Origin of the sequence: Brevundimonas sp. MF30-B (assembly GCF_004683885.1) — a bacterium.
Classification (GTDB): Bacteria; Pseudomonadota; Alphaproteobacteria; order Caulobacterales; family Caulobacteraceae; genus Brevundimonas.
The window spans coordinates 1,016,552-1,034,084 of sequence record NZ_CP038440.1; the positions used below are offsets into that span (position 1 = coordinate 1,016,552).

At 65.8% G+C, this 17,533-nt stretch carries 18 protein-coding genes and 1 tRNA gene; 6 read left to right on the forward strand and 13 right to left on the reverse strand.

What is annotated here, in order from left to right; all coding sequences use genetic code 11:
• Positions 1-12: 12 nt before the first annotated feature.
• From E4M01_RS05090 to E4M01_RS05115, 6 genes are all read right to left on the reverse strand, one after another.
• The gene (locus E4M01_RS05090) at positions 13-1,842 is read right to left on the reverse strand and encodes a DUF885 family protein (protein ID WP_135061924.1); all 1,830 of its coding nucleotides are present in this window, start codon (positions 1,840-1,842) and stop codon (positions 13-15) included.
• 287 nt (positions 1,843-2,129) lie between these two features.
• Entirely contained in the window at positions 2,130-3,647 is a 1,518-nt protein-coding gene (gene hisS, locus E4M01_RS05095; RefSeq protein ID WP_135061923.1) for a histidine--tRNA ligase, read from the reverse strand.
• Between the two features lie 41 nt (positions 3,648-3,688).
• Complete coding sequence (locus tag E4M01_RS05100; RefSeq protein WP_135061922.1) at positions 3,689-4,888, reverse strand: DUF418 domain-containing protein; 1,200 nt, start codon at positions 4,886-4,888, stop codon at positions 3,689-3,691.
• Positions 4,885-5,445 (reverse strand): phthalate transporter, encoded by a 561-nt coding sequence (locus E4M01_RS05105; RefSeq protein ID WP_135061921.1) that lies wholly within the window; start codon positions 5,443-5,445, stop codon positions 4,885-4,887. Before E4M01_RS05105 ends, E4M01_RS05100 begins: the two co-directional genes overlap by 4 nt.
• A complete protein-coding gene (locus E4M01_RS05110; protein ID WP_135062717.1) occupies positions 5,442-6,320 on the reverse strand; it encodes a 3-hydroxybutyryl-CoA dehydrogenase in 879 nt (292 codons plus the stop codon). The genes E4M01_RS05105 and E4M01_RS05110 overlap by 4 nt, the downstream gene beginning before the upstream one ends.
• 79 nt (positions 6,321-6,399) lie before the next feature.
• Positions 6,400-6,729 carry a YggT family protein gene (locus E4M01_RS05115; protein WP_135061920.1) on the reverse strand — a complete coding sequence of 110 codons (330 nt, stop codon included), beginning with the start codon at positions 6,727-6,729 and terminating at the stop codon, positions 6,400-6,402.
• Positions 6,730-6,867: 138 nt separating this feature from the next.
• On the opposite strand from E4M01_RS05115, the gene E4M01_RS05120 reads away from it, so the two are divergent.
• Positions 6,868-6,943, forward strand: a tRNA-Ala gene (locus tag E4M01_RS05120).
• A gap of 86 nt (positions 6,944-7,029) precedes the next feature.
• Positions 7,030-7,269, forward strand: a complete 240-nt coding sequence (locus E4M01_RS05125; RefSeq protein ID WP_135061919.1) for a hypothetical protein — start codon at positions 7,030-7,032, stop codon at positions 7,267-7,269.
• Here the strand turns inward: E4M01_RS05125 and E4M01_RS14670 are convergent.
• Positions 7,256-7,759 carry an RHS repeat domain-containing protein gene (locus E4M01_RS14670; RefSeq protein ID WP_135061918.1) on the reverse strand — a complete coding sequence of 168 codons (504 nt, stop codon included), beginning with the start codon at positions 7,757-7,759 and terminating at the stop codon, positions 7,256-7,258. The genes E4M01_RS05125 and E4M01_RS14670 overlap by 14 nt on opposite strands.
• On the opposite strand from E4M01_RS14670, the gene E4M01_RS05135 reads away from it, so the two are divergent.
• The 3 genes from E4M01_RS05135 to E4M01_RS05145 all read left to right on the forward strand — a co-directional run bounded on the left by E4M01_RS05135 (position 7,745) and on the right by E4M01_RS05145 (position 14,248).
• Positions 7,745-11,917 carry an RHS repeat domain-containing protein gene (locus E4M01_RS05135; protein WP_167765271.1) on the forward strand — a complete coding sequence of 1,391 codons (4,173 nt, stop codon included), beginning with the start codon at positions 7,745-7,747 and terminating at the stop codon, positions 11,915-11,917. The two genes, E4M01_RS14670 and E4M01_RS05135, sit on opposite strands and share 15 nt — an antisense overlap.
• 703 nt (positions 11,918-12,620) lie before the next feature.
• Positions 12,621-13,751 carry a hypothetical protein gene (locus tag E4M01_RS05140; RefSeq protein WP_135061916.1) on the forward strand — a complete coding sequence of 377 codons (1,131 nt, stop codon included), beginning with the start codon at positions 12,621-12,623 and terminating at the stop codon, positions 13,749-13,751.
• Positions 13,748-14,248: a hypothetical protein gene (locus E4M01_RS05145; RefSeq protein WP_135061915.1), complete on the forward strand. Its 501-nt coding sequence runs from the start codon at positions 13,748-13,750 to the stop codon at positions 14,246-14,248. The genes E4M01_RS05140 and E4M01_RS05145 overlap by 4 nt, the downstream gene beginning before the upstream one ends.
• A 140-nt stretch (positions 14,249-14,388) precedes the next feature.
• On the opposite strand, the gene E4M01_RS05155 is transcribed toward E4M01_RS05145, so the two are convergent.
• Entirely contained in the window at positions 14,389-14,685 is a 297-nt protein-coding gene (locus tag E4M01_RS05155; protein ID WP_209316076.1) for a hypothetical protein, read from the reverse strand.
• Entirely contained in the window at positions 14,682-15,305 is a 624-nt protein-coding gene (locus tag E4M01_RS05160; RefSeq protein ID WP_135061914.1) for a peptidoglycan-binding protein, read from the reverse strand. Before E4M01_RS05160 ends, E4M01_RS05155 begins: the two co-directional genes overlap by 4 nt.
• 75 nt (positions 15,306-15,380) lie before the next feature.
• Between E4M01_RS05160 and E4M01_RS05165 the strand changes: the two genes are divergently transcribed.
• On the forward strand, positions 15,381-15,629 hold the full coding sequence (locus tag E4M01_RS05165) for a hypothetical protein (RefSeq protein ID WP_135061913.1): 249 nt from the start codon (positions 15,381-15,383) through the stop codon (positions 15,627-15,629).
• A gap of 40 nt (positions 15,630-15,669) precedes the next feature.
• Here the strand turns inward: E4M01_RS05165 and E4M01_RS05170 are convergent, their stop codons facing one another.
• The 4 genes from E4M01_RS05170 to E4M01_RS05185 are packed head-to-tail and all read right to left on the reverse strand — an operon-like array spanning position 15,670 to position 17,533.
• Positions 15,670-16,191, reverse strand: a complete 522-nt coding sequence (locus E4M01_RS05170) for a hypothetical protein (protein ID WP_135061912.1) — start codon at positions 16,189-16,191, stop codon at positions 15,670-15,672.
• Positions 16,192-16,530, reverse strand: a complete 339-nt coding sequence (locus E4M01_RS05175) for a hypothetical protein (RefSeq protein ID WP_245158165.1) — start codon at positions 16,528-16,530, stop codon at positions 16,192-16,194. It abuts the gene before it with no gap.
• 56 nt (positions 16,531-16,586) lie between these two features.
• Entirely contained in the window at positions 16,587-16,961 is a 375-nt protein-coding gene (locus E4M01_RS05180; RefSeq protein WP_167765269.1) for a DUF1353 domain-containing protein, read from the reverse strand.
• Positions 16,958-17,533, reverse strand: a complete 576-nt coding sequence (locus E4M01_RS05185; RefSeq protein ID WP_135061910.1) for a DUF4376 domain-containing protein — start codon at positions 17,531-17,533, stop codon at positions 16,958-16,960. The genes E4M01_RS05180 and E4M01_RS05185 overlap by 4 nt, the downstream gene beginning before the upstream one ends.

Genomic DNA, 17,533 nt, shown 5'->3' on the forward strand with positions numbered 1-17,533 from the left:
CTGCGATGGATTTCAGGCGGGAGCTCCGCCTCCGCGAGCGATCCACCCGTCGATCTGGTCCTCAAGCACGTCCAGCGGCACTGAGCCGGATCCCAGAACGACGGTGTGGAAGTCCTTGATGTCGAAGCGGTCGCCTAGCGCTTGGCGGGCGCGATCGCGCAGCTCCATGATCTTCAGTTCGCCGATCTTGTAGCTGGTCGCTTGGCCCGGATTGGTGATGTAGCGCTCGACTTCCTTTTCGATGTCCCGCTCGCTCAGCAGAGAGTTCTGGCGGAAGTAGTCCATGGCCTGTTCGCGGGTCCAGCGCTTGGCGTGCAGGCCGGTGTCGGTCACCAGGCGCACCGCGCGCCACAGCTCGGTCGAGAGGCGGCCGAAGTCGGAATAGGGGTCCTGATAGAAGCCCATCTCCTTGCCCAGCCGCTCGGCGTACAGGCCCCAGCCCTCGGCATAGGCGCCATAGCCGCCGAACCGGCGGAAGCGCGGCAGGCCCTCGATCTCCTGGGCGTAGGCGATCTGGAAATGGTGGCCCGGCGCGCCCTCGTGATAGCTGATGCCCTCGATCTGGGGCTTCAGCACCTGGGTCATGTCCGACAGGTTGACGTAGTAGATGCCTGGCCGCGAGCCGTCCGGCGCGGGCGAGTTGTAAAATGCGATCGAGGCGGTGGCCTCGCGGAACGGCTCCACCGCCCGCACCTCAAGAGCCGCCTTTGGCAGGGTCGAGAACCACTGCGGCGCGATCTCCATCACCTGGGCCACGAAGGCCCGCGCGTCGGTCAGATACTGCTCCTTGCCTTCGGGCGTGTTCGGATACTGGAAGCGCGGGTCGGTCTTCAGCAGGGTGAAGAAGTCGGTCAGCGGGCCGTCGAAGCCCACCTGCTGCTTGATGACCTCCATTTCGGCCTGGACGCGGGCGACTTCCGCCAGACCGATCTCGTGGATCTGCTCCGCCGTCAGGTCGGTGGTGGTCGAGAGCTGGAGCCGGGCATTGTAATAGGCCTCGCCGTTCGGAAGGCGCCACACGCCGGCGTCGCTGTCGGCCATCGGCCGGACCTCGTCCAGCGCGGCCAGCACGGTCTCATAGCCCTGGCGATACGGCCCGGTCAGGGCGGCGCGCGCCGAGGCGAGCAGACGGTCCTTGGTCGCCTGGTCCGCCTCAAGGGCGCCGACCTTGCGCTGGACGTCGGCCCACACCGGGTTGTCGGCGCCGTCGTCGAAAGGGGCCCCTGTGATGACGGCGCGGGTGTTTTCGATCGAGGGCTCGAAGACGAAGCGCGGCGACACGACGCCCCGCGCGGCCCGGGCCTTCAGCGTATCGGCGACCTGGGTCATGTAGCGGTCCACCGCGGTCAGGCGGGCGACGTAGGCTTCGGCGTCCTGGACGCTGGTGACCCGGTGGTTGTTGATCATGAAGACCGGGATAGAGGTCGTCGGATTGCCGTTGGCGGCGAACTGGAAGCCCCAGTCGCGCCACTGGTTCGCCAGCCGCGCCTGCTCGACGCCATATTCGAACATGCGCCACGAAAGCCGGCTCTGCGCGCTCAACGCCTCTGGGTCGAACCGCGCCTTCATCTCGGCCAACTGCGCCTCCTGCAGAGCGAGGGCGCGGTCGGCTGCCGCTTCGGACACGTCGTTCAGCTTGTCGTAGTCCGTCTTCAGCCCCAGGGCCGTCATCTGTTGCGGCGACTGGGCGATGCGGGCCTGAAATGCCCGTTCGAAGAAGGCGTCGAGCCGTGCGTCCTCGGTCTGAGCCGCCGCAGCGGTCGGCATCGTCTGCGCCAGAACGGCTGAAGGGTGCGCGGCCAGGATCATTGCGGCGCAGGAGGCGAGCAGAAGACGGCGCATCAAGCGGACTCCAGAAGGGAAGAGGCAGAGACCTTCGCCGTCCGCCGCCGTCGTGGCAAGGGCGCCTGTCCAAGCCATTTCCGGAAATCAGGCATGAAAAAGCCCGCTGCGGGGGATACGTCGCAGCGGGCTTTCTCGCTCTCTGAAGGAGCGGACGTTTCCTCCCCGAAACGCCTTCAAGATGCGCTTCAGCGCGTCTCGAGTGGGTTCAAATGACGCAGGGGCGCCCCTGTCGTCAACCAGACCTCGGGCGAATTCCGCCCTTTATCCGACTAAACGTCGATAAGTCACACGCCTGTGTTGATGTTTATCGACGAACCTTCGATAATATCCCGAACTGCGGCCACCATCTGGCCGCGTGGCACGACCCGCTGTCCGGGCCGTTCGGCCTTCCACGCCTCGTTGTCGGCGATGGCGGCGGCGCGGGCGCGGCCGGCGTCCAGATCCTTGAGCGTCACCTGACCCGCCGCGATCTCGTCCCCGCCCAGGATGACCGCGACCGGCGAACGCCGTCGGTCGGCGTATTTCATCTGCGCCTTCATGCCTGCGTGGCCCAGATAGACTTCGGCCGGTAAGCCCGCGCGGCGCAGCTCGGCCACCGCATCCAGATAGTGGCTCATGTCGTCCTGGCTGAAGACGATGACCACCGCCGGGCCGCGCGTCTCGTCCTGGGCGCCGCGTCCCGCCGCGCGCAGGGCCGACGCCAGACGCGAAACGCCGAACGAAAAACCGGTCGCCGGCGTGCGCTCGCCGGTGAAGCGCGCCACCAGGTCGTCGTAGCGCCCGCCCCCGCCGATCGACCCGAACCGGACCGGCCGGCCCTTCTCGTCGGTGGTGCTGAGCAGCAGCTCCGCCTCGAACACCGCGCCGGTGTAGTATTCCAGTCCCCGCACGATGGCTGGATCGAACTGGACCTGGGCCTGGCCCGCGCCCATGGCCGTCAGGGCCCGGTCGATGGCCGACAGCTCCGCCAGGGCGGCGTCGCCCGCCGCGCCCAGGGCGCCGGACGAAGCGATGGCGTCCAGCACGGTCGCGCGGCTGAGGTCCTGCGCCGCGGCGGAAGTCAGGAACGCCTCCACCGCCGTGATCGCCGCGCCCGACAGCTGGGCGCCCTTGGTGTAGTCGCCTGACTCGTCCAGCCGGCCCTCACCCAGCAGGGCGCGCACGCCCTCGATGCCCAGACGGTCGAACTTATCGATGGCCCGGAGCGCCGTCAGACGCTGGCGCGGGTCGGCCACGCCTTGCGCCTCGAACAGGGCGTCGAACAGCTTGCGGCTGGAGACGCGGACCACCGCCTGGCCTTCGCCCAGGCCGGCAGCCTTCAGCCCCTCGACCGCCATGGCGATGATCTCGGCGTCCGCCTCGGGCCGGTCCGAGCCGACGGTGTCGGCGTCGCACTGGACGAACTCGCGGAAGCGGCCGGGACCGGGCTTCTCGTTGCGCCAGACCGGACCGTAGGCGTAGCGGCGGAACGGCTTGGGCAAGGTCTCCCACGACTGCGCCGCGAACCGGGCCAGCGGCGCGGTGTGGTCGTAGCGCAGCGCCATCCAGCTGTCGGCGCCGTCGTCCTCGGGATCGTCCTGCAGCGCGAAGACGCCCTCGTTGGGCCGGTCGGCGTCGGGCAGGAACTTGCCCAGCGCATCCGCGAACTCGAAAGCAGGCGTCTCCAGCGGCTCGAAGCCCCAGCGCTCATAGACCTCGGACACGCGCGCGACGATGCGGCGCTCGGCGGTCAGGTCGCGGCCGCGGCGGTCGGCGAAGCCACGCGGATTGCGGGCGACGGGGCGTGAGGAGGCGTCGGTCATGTCGGGCGCTTAAGCCATCGGCCGCGCGCTCGCAACGCGGCTTAGTTCTGGCGGCGGATCGCGACGCGCCGGCCCAGGGTCAGCGATCGCCACAACCACTCGAACGGACCATACTGGAAACGCGCCAGCCATAGCGGCGACCAGATCAGCTGAAGCGCCCAGACCGCCACGACCAAGGCCCACAGCGCGGGCCAGTCCATCAGGCCGAACCATCCCAGTCCCCGACCGACGTAAAAGATCGTAGTCATGATCAGCGTCTGCGTCAGATAGTTGGTGAAGGCCATCCGGCCGGCCGCCTTCAGCGGCGTCAGCAACGCGCCGGCGCCGAACCGGATCAGCAGGATCAGCACCGTGACGTAGCCCAGGGCGATCACCGGCGCGAACAGGTCGTTGACGGGCCGGCTCATGTACTGCGGGAACGGAAAGTCCTGGGCCAGCATAGCGCGAGCGTGCGCCGCCGCGCCCGCCAGCAGCACGCCGGCGACGACGACCAGCGCCAGATAGGCCCAGACCGGCCAGCGGCCCGTCCAGAACCCAAGCTTGAAGAGTCCCAGCCCGGCCAGCATCAGGCCGATGGTGGAGGGGCCGAAGCCGATCAGGCTGTTGGGCTGAAGCACGGCCCAGGCCTGGAAGTTCTGCCAGGTCCCGGCCAGAGCGCCCTCACGATAGGCGGCGATAGTGGCGCGCACCCCTTCTGCTCCACCCAGGGCCATGCTGGTGCGCACCTCGCTCAGGACGTCGGGCGGCGCATAGGCCAGGGCCGCCATTGCGCCGGCATAGGCCAAGCCTAATCCGAACCAGGTGCAAGCGCCGAGGATCAGCAGGCTGCGCCCGCTCCATGACCGCATGCGCATCGCGATGAAGCCGCACACGGCATAGAGAAACAGCACGTCGCCGTACCAGAACACCAGGCCGTGGATCAGACCGAACAGCGCCAGCCAGCCCAGCCGCCGCGACAACAGGCGGCCTCGGGTCTCATCGCCATGCTCGCCCCCTACGAGAAAGATCGAGACGCCGAACAGCATGGAGAACAGGGCGAGGAACTTGCGCTCGAAGCCCACATGCATCGTCGCCCAGCCCAAGGCCGACCAACCCTCCAGCGGAAACGGCGACAGGTTCGGCGACGGATAGACCGCCATCGGCATGGCGTAGGTAATGACGTTGACCGCCAGTATTCCGAGGATGGCCAGGCCGCGCGCCGCATCCAGGGTGTCGATGCGTGCCCCACCGGGCGCGTTCATCGCGGCTGGCCGCTCATCAGCCCAAGCCGGTCGCGCACCGGTTTGGGCCGAGCGCGGAAGGCCACGAAGGCGGCGATCAGTCCCGCCCACAGGCCGTGACTGACGCCCACCAGCATGGCGATGGGCAGGCCGCCCAAGCCGTAGATCAGAAGCAAGGTCTCCACAGAGCCCAAGGCCTGCCCCAGGCTCTGAGACTGGACCGCGCCCAGGATGACCATCACCAAGGCGACCACCAGCTGCAGCCCGGCCGCCAGCAGCCCGCCGAACAGGATGAAACGCCAGACCACGCCCAGCCGGGTCGATGGCCGATCGTCGCGATCCAGCTCGCGGCGCAGCAGAGCCAGACCGGCCGGCACGGCGATCACGGCGATGATCAGGACGGTCAACCGCCAGTCCATCTCAAAACCGGGCCACCAGTTCGCCGGCGGCCAGATCGGCAGTGTCAGCCACAGCGGCGGCCACAGGGCGCCGGCCAAGGCAGCGATGGCGACAGGCGCGCCGCCGCCGCGCCAGACGACGCCTTCTCGCCCCGGAAGGTCTTGAACCGTGCGGATCATCGGGTCGGCGCCGGCGTCGGGCCGGAATAGTCATAGAAGCCGCGCCCGCTCTTACGCCCCAGCCAGCCGGCCTCGACATATTTCACCAGCAGCGGGCAGGGCCGGTATTTCGTGTCGGCCAGCCCCTCGTGCAGCACGTTCATGATGGCCAGCACCACGTCCAGCCCCATGAAATCGGCCAGCTCCAGCGGCCCCATGGGATGGTTGGCGCCCAGCTTCAGCGCCGTGTCGATCGAGGCCACGTCGCCGACTCCCTCGTACAAGGTGTAGACCGCTTCATTCATCATCGGCGCGAGGATGCGGTTGACGATGAAGGCGGGGAAATCCTCGGCCTCTGTCGTGGTCTTGCCCAGGCTTTCGGCGAAGGCGACGGCGATCTCGTAGGTTTGGGCCGAGGTGGCGATGCCCCTTACGATCTCGACCAGCTTCATCACCGGCGCCGGCTTCATGAAGTGCAGGCCTATGAACCGCTCGGGCCGGTCGGTCACCGACGCCAGCCGCGTGATCGAGATCGAAGAGGTGTTGGACGCCAGGAGCGTGTCCGGCCCCAGCAGCGGCGTCAGCTCGGCCAGAACCGCCTTCTTGGCCGCCTCCTGTTCGGAAATGGCTTCGATGACCAGGTCGGCCTTGGCCGCCTCGCCCAGCGACGAGACCATCGATATCCGCTTCAGCGCCGCCTCGGCGGTCGCCGCATCGACCAGGTCGCGCGCCACGCGCCGCGCCAGGCTGGCGCCGATCACGCCCTGCGCCCCGGCCGACCGCTCCGCCGAGACGTCGTACAGCCGCACCTCATAGCCGCCCAGCGCCACGGCCTGGGCGATGCCCGAGCCCATCTGTCCGGCGCCGAGAATGGATACGGTCTTGATCGAGGTCATGGTCAGCGGCAGGGCGGTTGCGGAGGCGCGCACCTTAGGAACATGGGGGGCGGGCGCAAGCGGAGTCTGTCCTGCGGGGTCAGTAGCCGCCCAACAGACGCAGCAGCGTCACATGCAGGGCCGGCAGCAGATAGCCGCGTACGCCCTGGATCACGATCAAGGCGATGATCGGGGTGATGTCCAGGCCGCCCAGGCTGGGGATCACACGCCGCAGCGGATCAAGGATCGGTCCGGTCAATCGATCCAGCCCATACGCCAGCTGGCCCACGAACCGGTTGCGGGGATTGATCACATCGAAGGCGAACAACCAGCTCAGAATCGCCGAGGCGATGATGGCTATGACCAGAAGGAGCAGCAGGGCGTTGGCGACGAAGAAGATGAAGCCGAGCACGCCGACGATGAGGTTCATGGGGAAATGTCCTTGGGAATCTGCGGCGGACCTTAGCCGAAAACGGCCGCCGGTCTAATCTCCAGATCACCCAGTTGACACCCGCCCCGCCGCCCGCCTATGTCGCGCCTCGCCTGGGGCCCGATCCAGACTGGAAACGGGGCCGTAGCTCAGTTGGTAGAGCGCGTCGTTCGCAATGACGAGGTCAGGGGTTCGACTCCCCTCGGCTCCACCAGGCGCATCTATTTTCCGCAATTATTTCAAGCCTTTGTCGCACCGCCGGTTTAGTTACCCTAACCGCGACCCTAACTCGGAAGCGTCATGACCGCCGGGCGCCCCAACGCTGACCGTTTGGACGCGATGCTCGCCCACGCTGAGCCGGGTGCAGTGCTCGTCCTCAGCAACGCCGACTGGTTCGCCGTCCGAGCCGAACGCGCGCCAAGCGTTGATGATCACGGAGCCAAGGGCCTTATCTTCAGGGGGCGGCAGGTCTATGTGGGCGGTGAGACGCGCCTCATGGGCGCCGCCGAGGCCGCCGAGTGGGGCATCAGGCAGGTTTAGGGGCTTCGGGCGAATGTGTCCTTGGGCGATAGGACGACTGACCATCATCACGCTCACCTGTCGAAACAGTCTGCTCTGAGTCAGACCGACGATCTTCTGGACCGGGTCTGGATTGAGCAGTCCAATCAATCACCGCATTTCCGGCCGCGTCGTTGATATGTTCGGCCCCGAAAGGCAGGCGTGCATCACTTTCTGAAGCGCAGCACGTTCGCGCGGTGCGATTGTTGGCCGCGTCGTAGCTGTAGCTCCGCGTCGAGCCTTCGCCGGAACTGGTGCTGATCAGCCGGCCATGGACATCGTAGGCATAGACTCGGACTTGAGAATGGGCGGGCTCTGCTGGCGAAGCGCAGCAGATCATCGCGATCGCGCAAAAGGCGATTGTACAGGTCCGCATCCCCAGGTCCCCCACACCGACAACTCTACCTTGACGCGTTCCTCGCTCCGAGACAACCTTGTTATGGGGAAGGGGGCAAGAATGAACCATAATCATAAACGCGGCGCGCGCCGTGTGCACGGTCGCGACGTCAGCGTGCTGGCGCTCATCTTGGCGGGCGCGCTCAGCAGTCCCGCGCTGGCGCAGGTTCAGCCCATCCCTCCGGAGTTTTATCAGCTCGACGGCCGAGGGGTGGACCTAGCCCGAGGCACTTTCAACTATTCGACGACCGAGGTGGTGATCGGCCAGCCCGGCGCGGGCGGCCTGGCGTATGGGCGCAGCTATCTCAGGCTCGGCTCGACCTGGCGGAACAACCTGCTGGGCAATCTGACGATCTCTGGCTCGGTCTACACGGTGGCGATCGGCGCGTCGGCCCAGGTGTTCATCTCGTCCGGCCCGGCCTTCAACCCTGTCATACGTGATGGGGCGACGCTGAGCCGCAGCGGCGACATCTTCACCTACACCACCGCCGACGGGGTCCAGGCCCGGTTCCGATTCTACAGCCCGACGACCTATCCGACCAACCGCTATGGCGGATATCCAATGATCGATCTGCGCCATCCCAATGGGGAGCTGCGCACCTACGACTACGAAGAGACGCCCTACTGCACCGTCTGGTGGGAATGGGGCGAGTGCGCGGCGTTCGGCGCCGCCATGCGGCTGACCAGCGTGGTCAATAACTACGGCTACGCCATCAATTTCGACTACGCTTCCAACGACCCAGACATTGAAGGCGTTGAGCAGTGGCTGGATCTGCGCACCGTGCAGGGGCGCAACCTGGCCTATCCCGCCATCTGGGGTCCGTCGGTGACCTACGATAACGGCTTTCGGCCCACGGTCGTGACCGACCAGGACAGCCGCGAGACGCATTACGCCTACAACAGCTGGGGCAGCCTGTCGGGCGTGCGCCTGCCGGGCGACGCCGCGGACACCGTCAGCGTGACCTACGATACGAGCGTGGGCCGGGTCAGCGGGGTGACCGACGCCTCGGGAAGCTGGAGCTACGCCTCCACGGTCGCGGACGGCTTGAGGACGATGATCGCGACCGGCCCGATGGGCCAGCAGATAACGGCCGTGTCCGATGAGCAGACCCACCGCCTGCGCTCGGTGACCGACGCCCTGGGGCGCGAGGCGAGCTATCAATACGACACCGGCGGACGGACGACGCGGGTCACGCGGCCCGAGGGCGACGCGACCGTGTGGACCTATGATGCGCGCGGCAACCGCCTGACCGAGACCCGGCAGCCCACGCCCGGCTCGGCCGAAGCGCCGGTGACGACAACCTGGACCTATCCGGAGGTGTGCGCCAATCCGGTCACCTGCAACCAGCCGACGGCCATGACCGACGCGCGCGGCCATGTCACCGACTACACCTACGATCCTGCGCACGGCGGGATGACCAGCGTCACCGGGCCGGCGCCCACCATCGGCGCTGTGCGTCCCCAGACCCGCATCGCCTATGCGGCTCAGACGGGATCGGGTTTCTCGGCGCCGGGAGGGGCGATCACCCTGCCGGTTTCGGTCTCGGCCTGCGCAACCCTGGCCTCGTGCGCCGGCACGGCGGACGAGGTGCGCAGGACGATCGCCTATGCGGGAGCGGGCGGGGCCAACAATCTGCTGCCCACCTCGACCTCCACGGGGGCGGGCGACGGTTCGCTGACCGCGACCACAAGCCAAACCTACACGCCCTTCGGCGACGTGGCCCGCGTGGACGGGCCGCTGACCGGGACGGAGGATTCGGTCCATTACCGCTACGACACCGCGCGGCGATCGGTCGGCGTGATCGGCCCCGATCCGGATGGCGCGGGCCCTCTCCCGCGCCGGGCCTCGCGCATCACCTACGACCCGGCCGGGCGGGTGGTGCTTCAGGAGGTCGGCACGGTCGTCGGGCTGAGCGAGCCCGACTGGGCCGCCTTCGTCAGTCTGCAGCAGACCGCCGTCGTTCACGATCCCGTGGGACGCCCAACGCATCAGCGCGTCCAGGCCGGCGGCCAGACCTTTGCCCTGACGCAGCTCGGCTACGACGCCGCCGGGCGGGTGGAGTGCGCGACAACGCGCATGGACCCGGCGGCCTTCGCCGCGCCGCCCGCCGACGCCTGCGCCCTGGGGCCGGTTGGCGCGTTCGGTCCGGACCGGATCCTGCGCACCGCCTATGACGCGGTGGGTCGCCCGGTCTCGACGACCTCGGGTCATGGCACGGCCGATCCGATCACAGAGAGCGTGGCCTATACCGCCAATAGCCAGGTCGCCTCGCTGACCGACGGTCGGGGCAATGTCTCGGTGATGGAGTACGACGGCCTGGGTCGGTTGAGCCTTCAGCGCTATCCCAACCCAACGGGCGGCGGGACCTCCACGACCGACTATGAGCAGTACGGCTACGACGCGGCCGGGAATCTGGTCACGATGCGCGACCGGGCGGGGCAGACGACCACGGCGGCCTACGACGCGCTGGGCCGCGTGACCCAGGTCGCCTATCCGGGCGCGACGCCGGACGTGGCGACCACCTATGACCTGCTGGGCCGGCCGCTGACGGTCTCGACGCCCGGTCAGACCCTGACCCAAGGCTGGGATGCGCTGGGCCGGCTGGTCACCGAGACCGGGCCGTTGGGGACGATGGCCTCGCAGTACGACCTGGCGGGGCGGCGCACCCGCCTGACCTGGCCGGACGGCTTCTTCGCGGCCTACGACTACAACCTCGCCGGCGAGCTGACGGGCGTTCGCGAGAACGGGACCGACTGGCCCCTGGCGGCCTTCGCCTACGACGCCCTTGGCCGGCGCATCGGCCAGACCAACGCCAACGGCTCGATCGCGACCTGGGCCTATGACGGGGCCGGCCGGCTGGCCAGTCTGGGCCACGCCCTGGTCGATGCGCCGTACAATGTGACCCTGGGCTTCAGCTACAACCCGGCGGGCCAGATCGTCGCCCGGTCGGTGAGCAACCCGGCCTACGACCAGGCCCCGACAGCGGGGACGACCGCCTACGCCAACGACGGGCTCAACCGGGTCACGGCGGTCGACGGCGCGGGCGTGACCTACGACACCCTGGGCAACCTGACCGCCGCGCCGGGGACGCCGGCCTACGGCTACGACACGATCAGCCGGCTGACCTCGGCGGGGAGTTCCAGCATGGCCTACGACCCGGCCGGCCGGCTGGCCCAGACGACGGGCGCGGCCACGACCCGCTTCCTCTACGACGGGCTGCAGCTGATCGGGGAGTATGACGCCGCCGGAACCCTGGTGCGCCGCCATGTGCCCGGGGCGGGGCTGGACGGGGTGATCGCCTCCTACGAGGGTACGACCTTCGACCGGCGCTGGCTGCTCGCCGACGAGCGCGGCTCGGTCCTCACCCTCAGCAACAACGCCGGGGCCGTCACCGCGCTGAACACCTACGACGAGTACGGCGTGCCGAGGCCGAACAACGCGGGGACGTTCCAGTACACGGGGCAGGTGTGGCTGCCGGAGGCGCAGCTGTACCACTACCGGGCGCGGGCCTACCTGCCGGGGCTGGGGCGCTTTGCCCAGGCCGACCCGCTGGGCTACGCGGCCGGGGCCAACCTCTACGCCTACGTCGGGGCCGACCCGATGAACTGGATCGACCCGCTGGGGCTGATGCAGGAGCAGGACGCCTGGTGGGTGGATGACGTCTGGGTATTCGCGGATCGTATTCGCACGGGTCCTCCGGGCGGGGGCGACATCGTTGGGGGGTGTGGCCCGCAATGGGTGGCACAGGTGTCCACGGATAGCGTCCGCTGCTTGGCGAACCTTGGTCTTGGACGACCCGGGACACATCATCGTCCGGGGCAGCGTCCTGAAGCTGGGTTTTGCGAGGGTTATAGCGATACCCGTCTAGCATCTACTATTGCCGGCTATACTTCTGATTTGGCAACTTTGGCTCGCGTAACCGGCGAAAGATCACCAGCCAGGTTCGTGCCTCAGGCTCAAGGATACTTACAAGCGTTGCGCATTATTGAACTTATTGGAAGTTCGGCCGCAACCGGAGCCGCTTTATGGCTTGCGTATAGGTATGAGGATTATAGCGGAGCAGCGGAAGCTCTTGCCCGCGAACTAGCTGGATCGGGCGTTGCATCCGCTTATCGGCGGCTTCCTGCCTCGATGAGGGGGGCATCTGGAGACCTTGCGACTGACCTCATGAGTCTGATAGTGCCTCAAGGCATAAATATAGAATCCGCTGGACCGTGTAGAAACAGGAACTAATATCGTGATTACATTTTTTATTTTTGCGGTGTATATATATTTGTTTTTCTTGGTTCCAGATAGGATAATATTGTCCACGTCAAGAGACATGGGTTTCAACTCTAAGCTATTTGATGGTAAGTTTAGATATTTTCAGTTTTACCGTGTAGTATTCGTTGCCGTAAGCGCACTTCTGGCCCTAGCTATAATGCTAATTTTTAATAATAAAGACTTATCGATAATTATTATCATTGCGTCTAACATAGCTCTAAACATAATGGACTTTACTAAGATCCAAAAGATCGGATCCAACATTAGGAGCGAAAATCTAGAGAGGGGGGCAACGAGCCGACCTCGACAATAGCATAGACCCAGCTCCTGAAGGCAGCTGGTGCATTCTTCGGGGCTAGGGCAGATGCATTGTGCAACAAACGGCCTCCAGTTGGCCCCAGAACGCCGGCCGAAGCCGAGACGGAAAGCTCCCGCGACCCACCGCTGAGACTGAACGTGTCCCTGCCACAAGCTTGGTCAGTCGGATCGACGCCGCCGCGCGGGCCAACGGCATGACGCGCTCGGCCCTGCTGAGCGTGGCGTCACGTCAGTGGTTGGGCGCGAACGCGCGGCACGGCTGATTGGTATCGGAACGATTGCTTTACAACCTCCGGGGATATAGCAGTGTTCGCCCTGACGCATGGGCCGTGCGCTGCTGGAGGAAAGCGACCGAATGGCTGGAACTTCAGTCACCCTTGATATCTCTACGCGTTTCGTAGGTCAGAACGAAGAGATGTACATCGTTCGGCCGGGTGAGGGCTTCTCACTCTACAACGACTTCATGCGCCATAGGGCCATCTTCCTAGACTTCCCGGACATTCGCCTAGACTTTGCTGCCACCCCGAAAAAGGACGCGTTAAGGCAGGCTGTCGTGCGCTCCATGGAGCTCCGAGAGTGGCACCGTAGGCATCAGCGGGGCCCGGAGCCGTCCCGCGATCCCTCGGATTATGTAGACGCGGCAAAAGGCCGCCGGGTCGGACGCTATGTGGGAGCGGTAGAGCGCCTTTATTACACCCTGAAACCAGGCACGATCGTTGTCGTGCCTGGGCCGGGATACTTCAGCGACGTCTTAATCGGTGAAATCGTCGGCCCGCCCACGACCGTCACAGACGTTTCCCTCTACCCTGGAGAGACACTGCCCGCTCGACGGGTACGGTGGATTGGGAAGCGGCCTAAAGCTCGTTTCAAGGAGGTTCTGAGGGACAGGCTACAAAAGCCCACCCCCCTCATGGCGATTGATCGCAGCGTTCGCCATGAGGTTTTGGAGGCGGCATTTGATCAGTTCGCGATCGGGGAGACATTCAGCGCTCGGCTCCGAACCACAGCAGCCGATTTCAGCACTCTGGACGATTACAACATCCAATCATTCCTGAACTATGTCTCAGGAGTGCTGGCAGCGGTTGAGGAGGAGAAGAGGCCTGCCAAGGCGATGGACATGGCAGCGGCCCTAGAGATGTTGAAGGCGCACCGGGATCTTGTCCCGGAGCTTACATCCAATATCAACTCACCAGGCGCGCTTCGGCTATTTAATAAGAGGATGCTGCCAATTGCAGCCGCTTTGCTTCTGGCCCTCGCCACGTCGGGCGCCTCCATTTCGCCGGCCACCGTTGATATCAAGGTGGTGAACAGTGCAGTCGCCGGCGACGATCCGTGCGCACTGGTGGTGCAGGAACACGTAATGGCGGCTGTCCGGCTGATGGACCTAGATACATGGCATCAAGTTTGCGTTCAGGCGCGGGATGCCGCAAAATCGACTGGACTGGCGACGAGCATCACAGTCGTGAACGACGTGGACACGCCATGACGATGGCCGCAGCAGCGCCGGGCCGGGACAAACCAGCAAGCAAGACGCTGGTCGTCGCTGGTTTCATATCTGCCACGCTTTTTACAACTGTTGCTGGCGGTCTCGTGACGCACTGGGTCGGTATCCGCTCCGTGCAACATCAAGCCCACCTTTCGGAGCGATCTGCGCAGATCGAACGGTTCAGGACTGCGGCCGAAGCCTTTGACCCTTTGGTGGTCGCGTTCGTCAGCGAAGTCCGGGACGGTCGGCTCCGTCAAAGCACCAAGGACGCCATAAAGGCGAACCTCCTTCAGCAGCGAAGCGCTCTCGAGAGCGCTGAAAGTTTGCTTGCTGACCAAGATCGCGATCTCGCCGTGAGCTATGTTGAAGCTCTGGTTGCGGCTGATGCTGGCTCAAAGAGAGCAACTGGCGCTCTCGATTCGCGGGAGTTCGCTCAGGCCGCAGTGCAAATCGCTACGCTGAGACCAAGGCTGGTTAGCGCCCTTCGAAACGGCTAACCCTTAGACCCTAAATTTTGCAAAGGCGCGACCACACCGCGTTGTGCTCCTTCACTTCGCGGATCGTCTCGTCGGTGTCCCGCGACGACCAGGTGATCGGACGGGCGACGGCGCAGTAGGTCGCCGCGCCCTGGATCGGCTCAATCGCGCCGGAACCCGTCATCGTCGCGCAGGCGCTCAGGATCGGCGTCGCGGCGAGCAGCATCGACGCGAGCAGCAGTGGCTTCCTTGACCGCATGACCGGCCTCCTTTCGTTTTGAGGTGACTGCAGACGCGCGCCCGTCCTTGCGGCCCTCGCGGAAGATGAAGAGGGCGGCTAGGCCGGCGAGGGCGCCGGCGGCACCCCGGATGCCGAGCAACCGCCAGGCGGCGTAGATGAGGCCCACCCCGCCGACGAAGGCGACCGGGAAGGGGACGTGTTCGATCAGCCAGTTCATCGGGCCCAGGCTCCGGTCTTTCCGTGCAGCCACGACAGGAACTGCCCGACCGTCTTGCCGCGGAGGATTGAGGGGTTGGCCGCCGTCGCTGCCGGGCCGGCCAGGCTTTCCGCGCTATCGTTGACGTCGGCCTTGATGACTTTCGCGGCGACGCCTGGTCCGAAGAAGTGCGCAGCGTAGAGGCTGGCCTTATTGATCGGGATGCCTTGCCGTTTCAGGTAGTCCGCGTTCTTGGCCGTGAATGTCTTAGCCCTCGCCAACTGCTCGGCCTCGCTTGGGCGTAGCCCCCCGAAGGCTGGTCGCGCGATCAGGCGACCCTTGGCGTCGCGCCCCCACGAGCCGCCCTCGCCGATCCATGTGCTCTGGATGAACTGGTATAAGCCGGAAGCGGTGCTGGTGGGCGCCTGGACATAGGGCCGGTTGTTGCTCTCGATCTTGCTGAGCATCGGCCAGTAATCGTCAGGAATTTGGCTGAGCGGAACCTGAGGTTCCTCGATGCCAGCCAGCCGCGCCAGCTCACGCAGCTTGCCGACGGTGTCGTTGCCAGCCCATCCGTCTTCCTTCAGGCCGAACGTGCGCTGAAACAGACGAACGAAGTCGTCGTCGCTCATGATGCTCATGGCGCTGTCTCCAGATTGTGAGGATGGATTTGGCCGCCAGCGTGAGAGGCTGTTCCGGTTCAACCGGAGGAAGCCATGGGCAAGGCCAAGGATTTGATGATCGAGACCCACCAGCTCCGGAGGGTCGCGGAAGCGCTGGGGATTGAGGTCGCTGAACTGGAAGCCGCTGATTACGAGGTCGAGGCGGACACCGATCGAGACGGCAACGTCATTCGAACCTTCATCATCTGGCACGATGAAGTGCCGGACGGGGTCGACCTTGACCCCGGCAGTGAAAATGAGACCACGATTATTTTGCCCGATGATCCAGACGGGCCTGATTGATGAGCCGATCCCGCCGCGCTGTTCAGAATATCCGCAGGCGTCAGCCCGGCCCGTAGCTCATGGCCGCGAGGAAGGCCGCGACCGCTACGATCAGCAGGCCAGCACCCGTCAGGATCGCGATCCGACCTCTACGCTTGGACTGCGGCTCGTCACGGGGTGGCAGGGCTCCCATCGAGGCCGGGGGCAGGCGCATCGCCGCGAACTTCACAGGCCCATCGCGCCCGAGCAACGCGACCATCCGCAACATCTGAACGGTCCAGGCCGGGGGGTTTCGGTCGGCCTGGACCCATTGCAGCAGGGCGAGGGTCACGCCGAGGACCGCGGCGGCCGACATTGGAGCGACGAAGCTGATGCTGCTCGTCTCGATGAGCTTGCCGGGGAAAAGCAGGGTCACGCCTCGGATGAAGAATACGATGGCCGCACTGCGTGTCAGCCATCGCCAGGCCCAATGGAGCGTCTTGATCTTGTCGAAGTCGGGACCGAGCAGGCGACCGATCTCGAGCAGGATCATGCCCGAGAACATCCAGATCAGACCGGCGACGGCGGCGAGCAGGTTGCCCATCTATTTGCCCTCTTGGTTCATGGCGGCTTTGATGATGCGCTGGCCCATGGCGAAGATGCCGCGCGGGTCGTTCGTGGCGGTCCAGCCGAGGACCAGGGCCACGCCGCGCATGTCCAATAGGGGCAGCACGGCGAGGATGACCGGCCGGGTCAGCGCCTCGGCCACGATGGGACCGGCCAGCAGGCCGAACCCGAGCCGCCACCACGCCTTGACCTGGGCGCCATCGGATCCAGCCCTTGCGGAGTAGGCGGTCATCAGACCGTGCAGGCCCGACAGCAGGCCGCCGCACAGGCCCCAGAACGCGGGCCACTCAAGCGCGCCGCGCAGTAGGTCAATCATCCGCCCCTCCAAAGGAACAGCCGGTTACAGGTGCACTCTCGGGCGGCAGGGCGAACTCAATCGCGGCTGAAGTTCAGCAGGACGGTGATGAAGGCTATGACGCGCCACGACAGCCGGACGCCGTCGACGGCCATGGCCTCCAGAAAGATCACGTCGGCCTTCAGCTTGGGCACGCGCCGGTCTGAGCGCAGGAGGTCATGCACGATGCTGGCGCGGGCAAGCTTGCGGGCCAGGCGTCGTCCCCAGCGCAAGCGCTGTGTCCAGACCGGGAGGCTGGCCAGGTCGGTGCAGAAACCCTCCGGAGCCTCGACCACCCATCCCGATCCGAGATAGCCGATCTCATATGCCAGCGGCGTGGTGAGGCAGACTTCCGGCCGGCCGTTGCGCATCTTGCCGGTCAGCTCGTAGCGGGCCTCGGTGAAGCGGCTCATTCCGGCCAGCCATTCCGCCATTCGAAGGCCGTCAGGTCTTCGGCCTCGGCCGCCGCATCCTTCAGGCCACGGGCATGGAAGGTCAGGGCGGACTTGAACGCCACCCCGGCCTGAAACAGGGCCAGCACCTGATAGGCGTCCAGCGGGACCAGCTGGTTGTCGGCCGTGATCCAGACGAAGTCCTGATCAGGGTTGGCCCACCGCAGATTGCCCGGCTCCGCGCCCTGGCCAATCGCGCCCACGGCCAGTTGAGCCGCGCCCATGATGTTCTCCCGATCCGAGGGACGAGACTGGAAGCGGTGGCCCATGAAGGTGAAGCCGCTGTCGATCCGGCGGTCCCGCTCCCGGTCGATGTCGCGGCTGACAGTTTGAACGGTCGGGACCGCCGGTGCGGCCAGCAGGCCCGGGGCCGTGCCCTTGGCGAACGACAGGGACCGCGCCAGCGGTGCCGGGAGGCCGACCGGGAACAGGGACTGATCTCCCTCGACGCCCGACAGCGCTTCCGCCACCTGACTCAGCAGCAGGCCGATATGGCGTTCGACAGACAGGCGGTCGGTGAAGGTCTCGGTCAT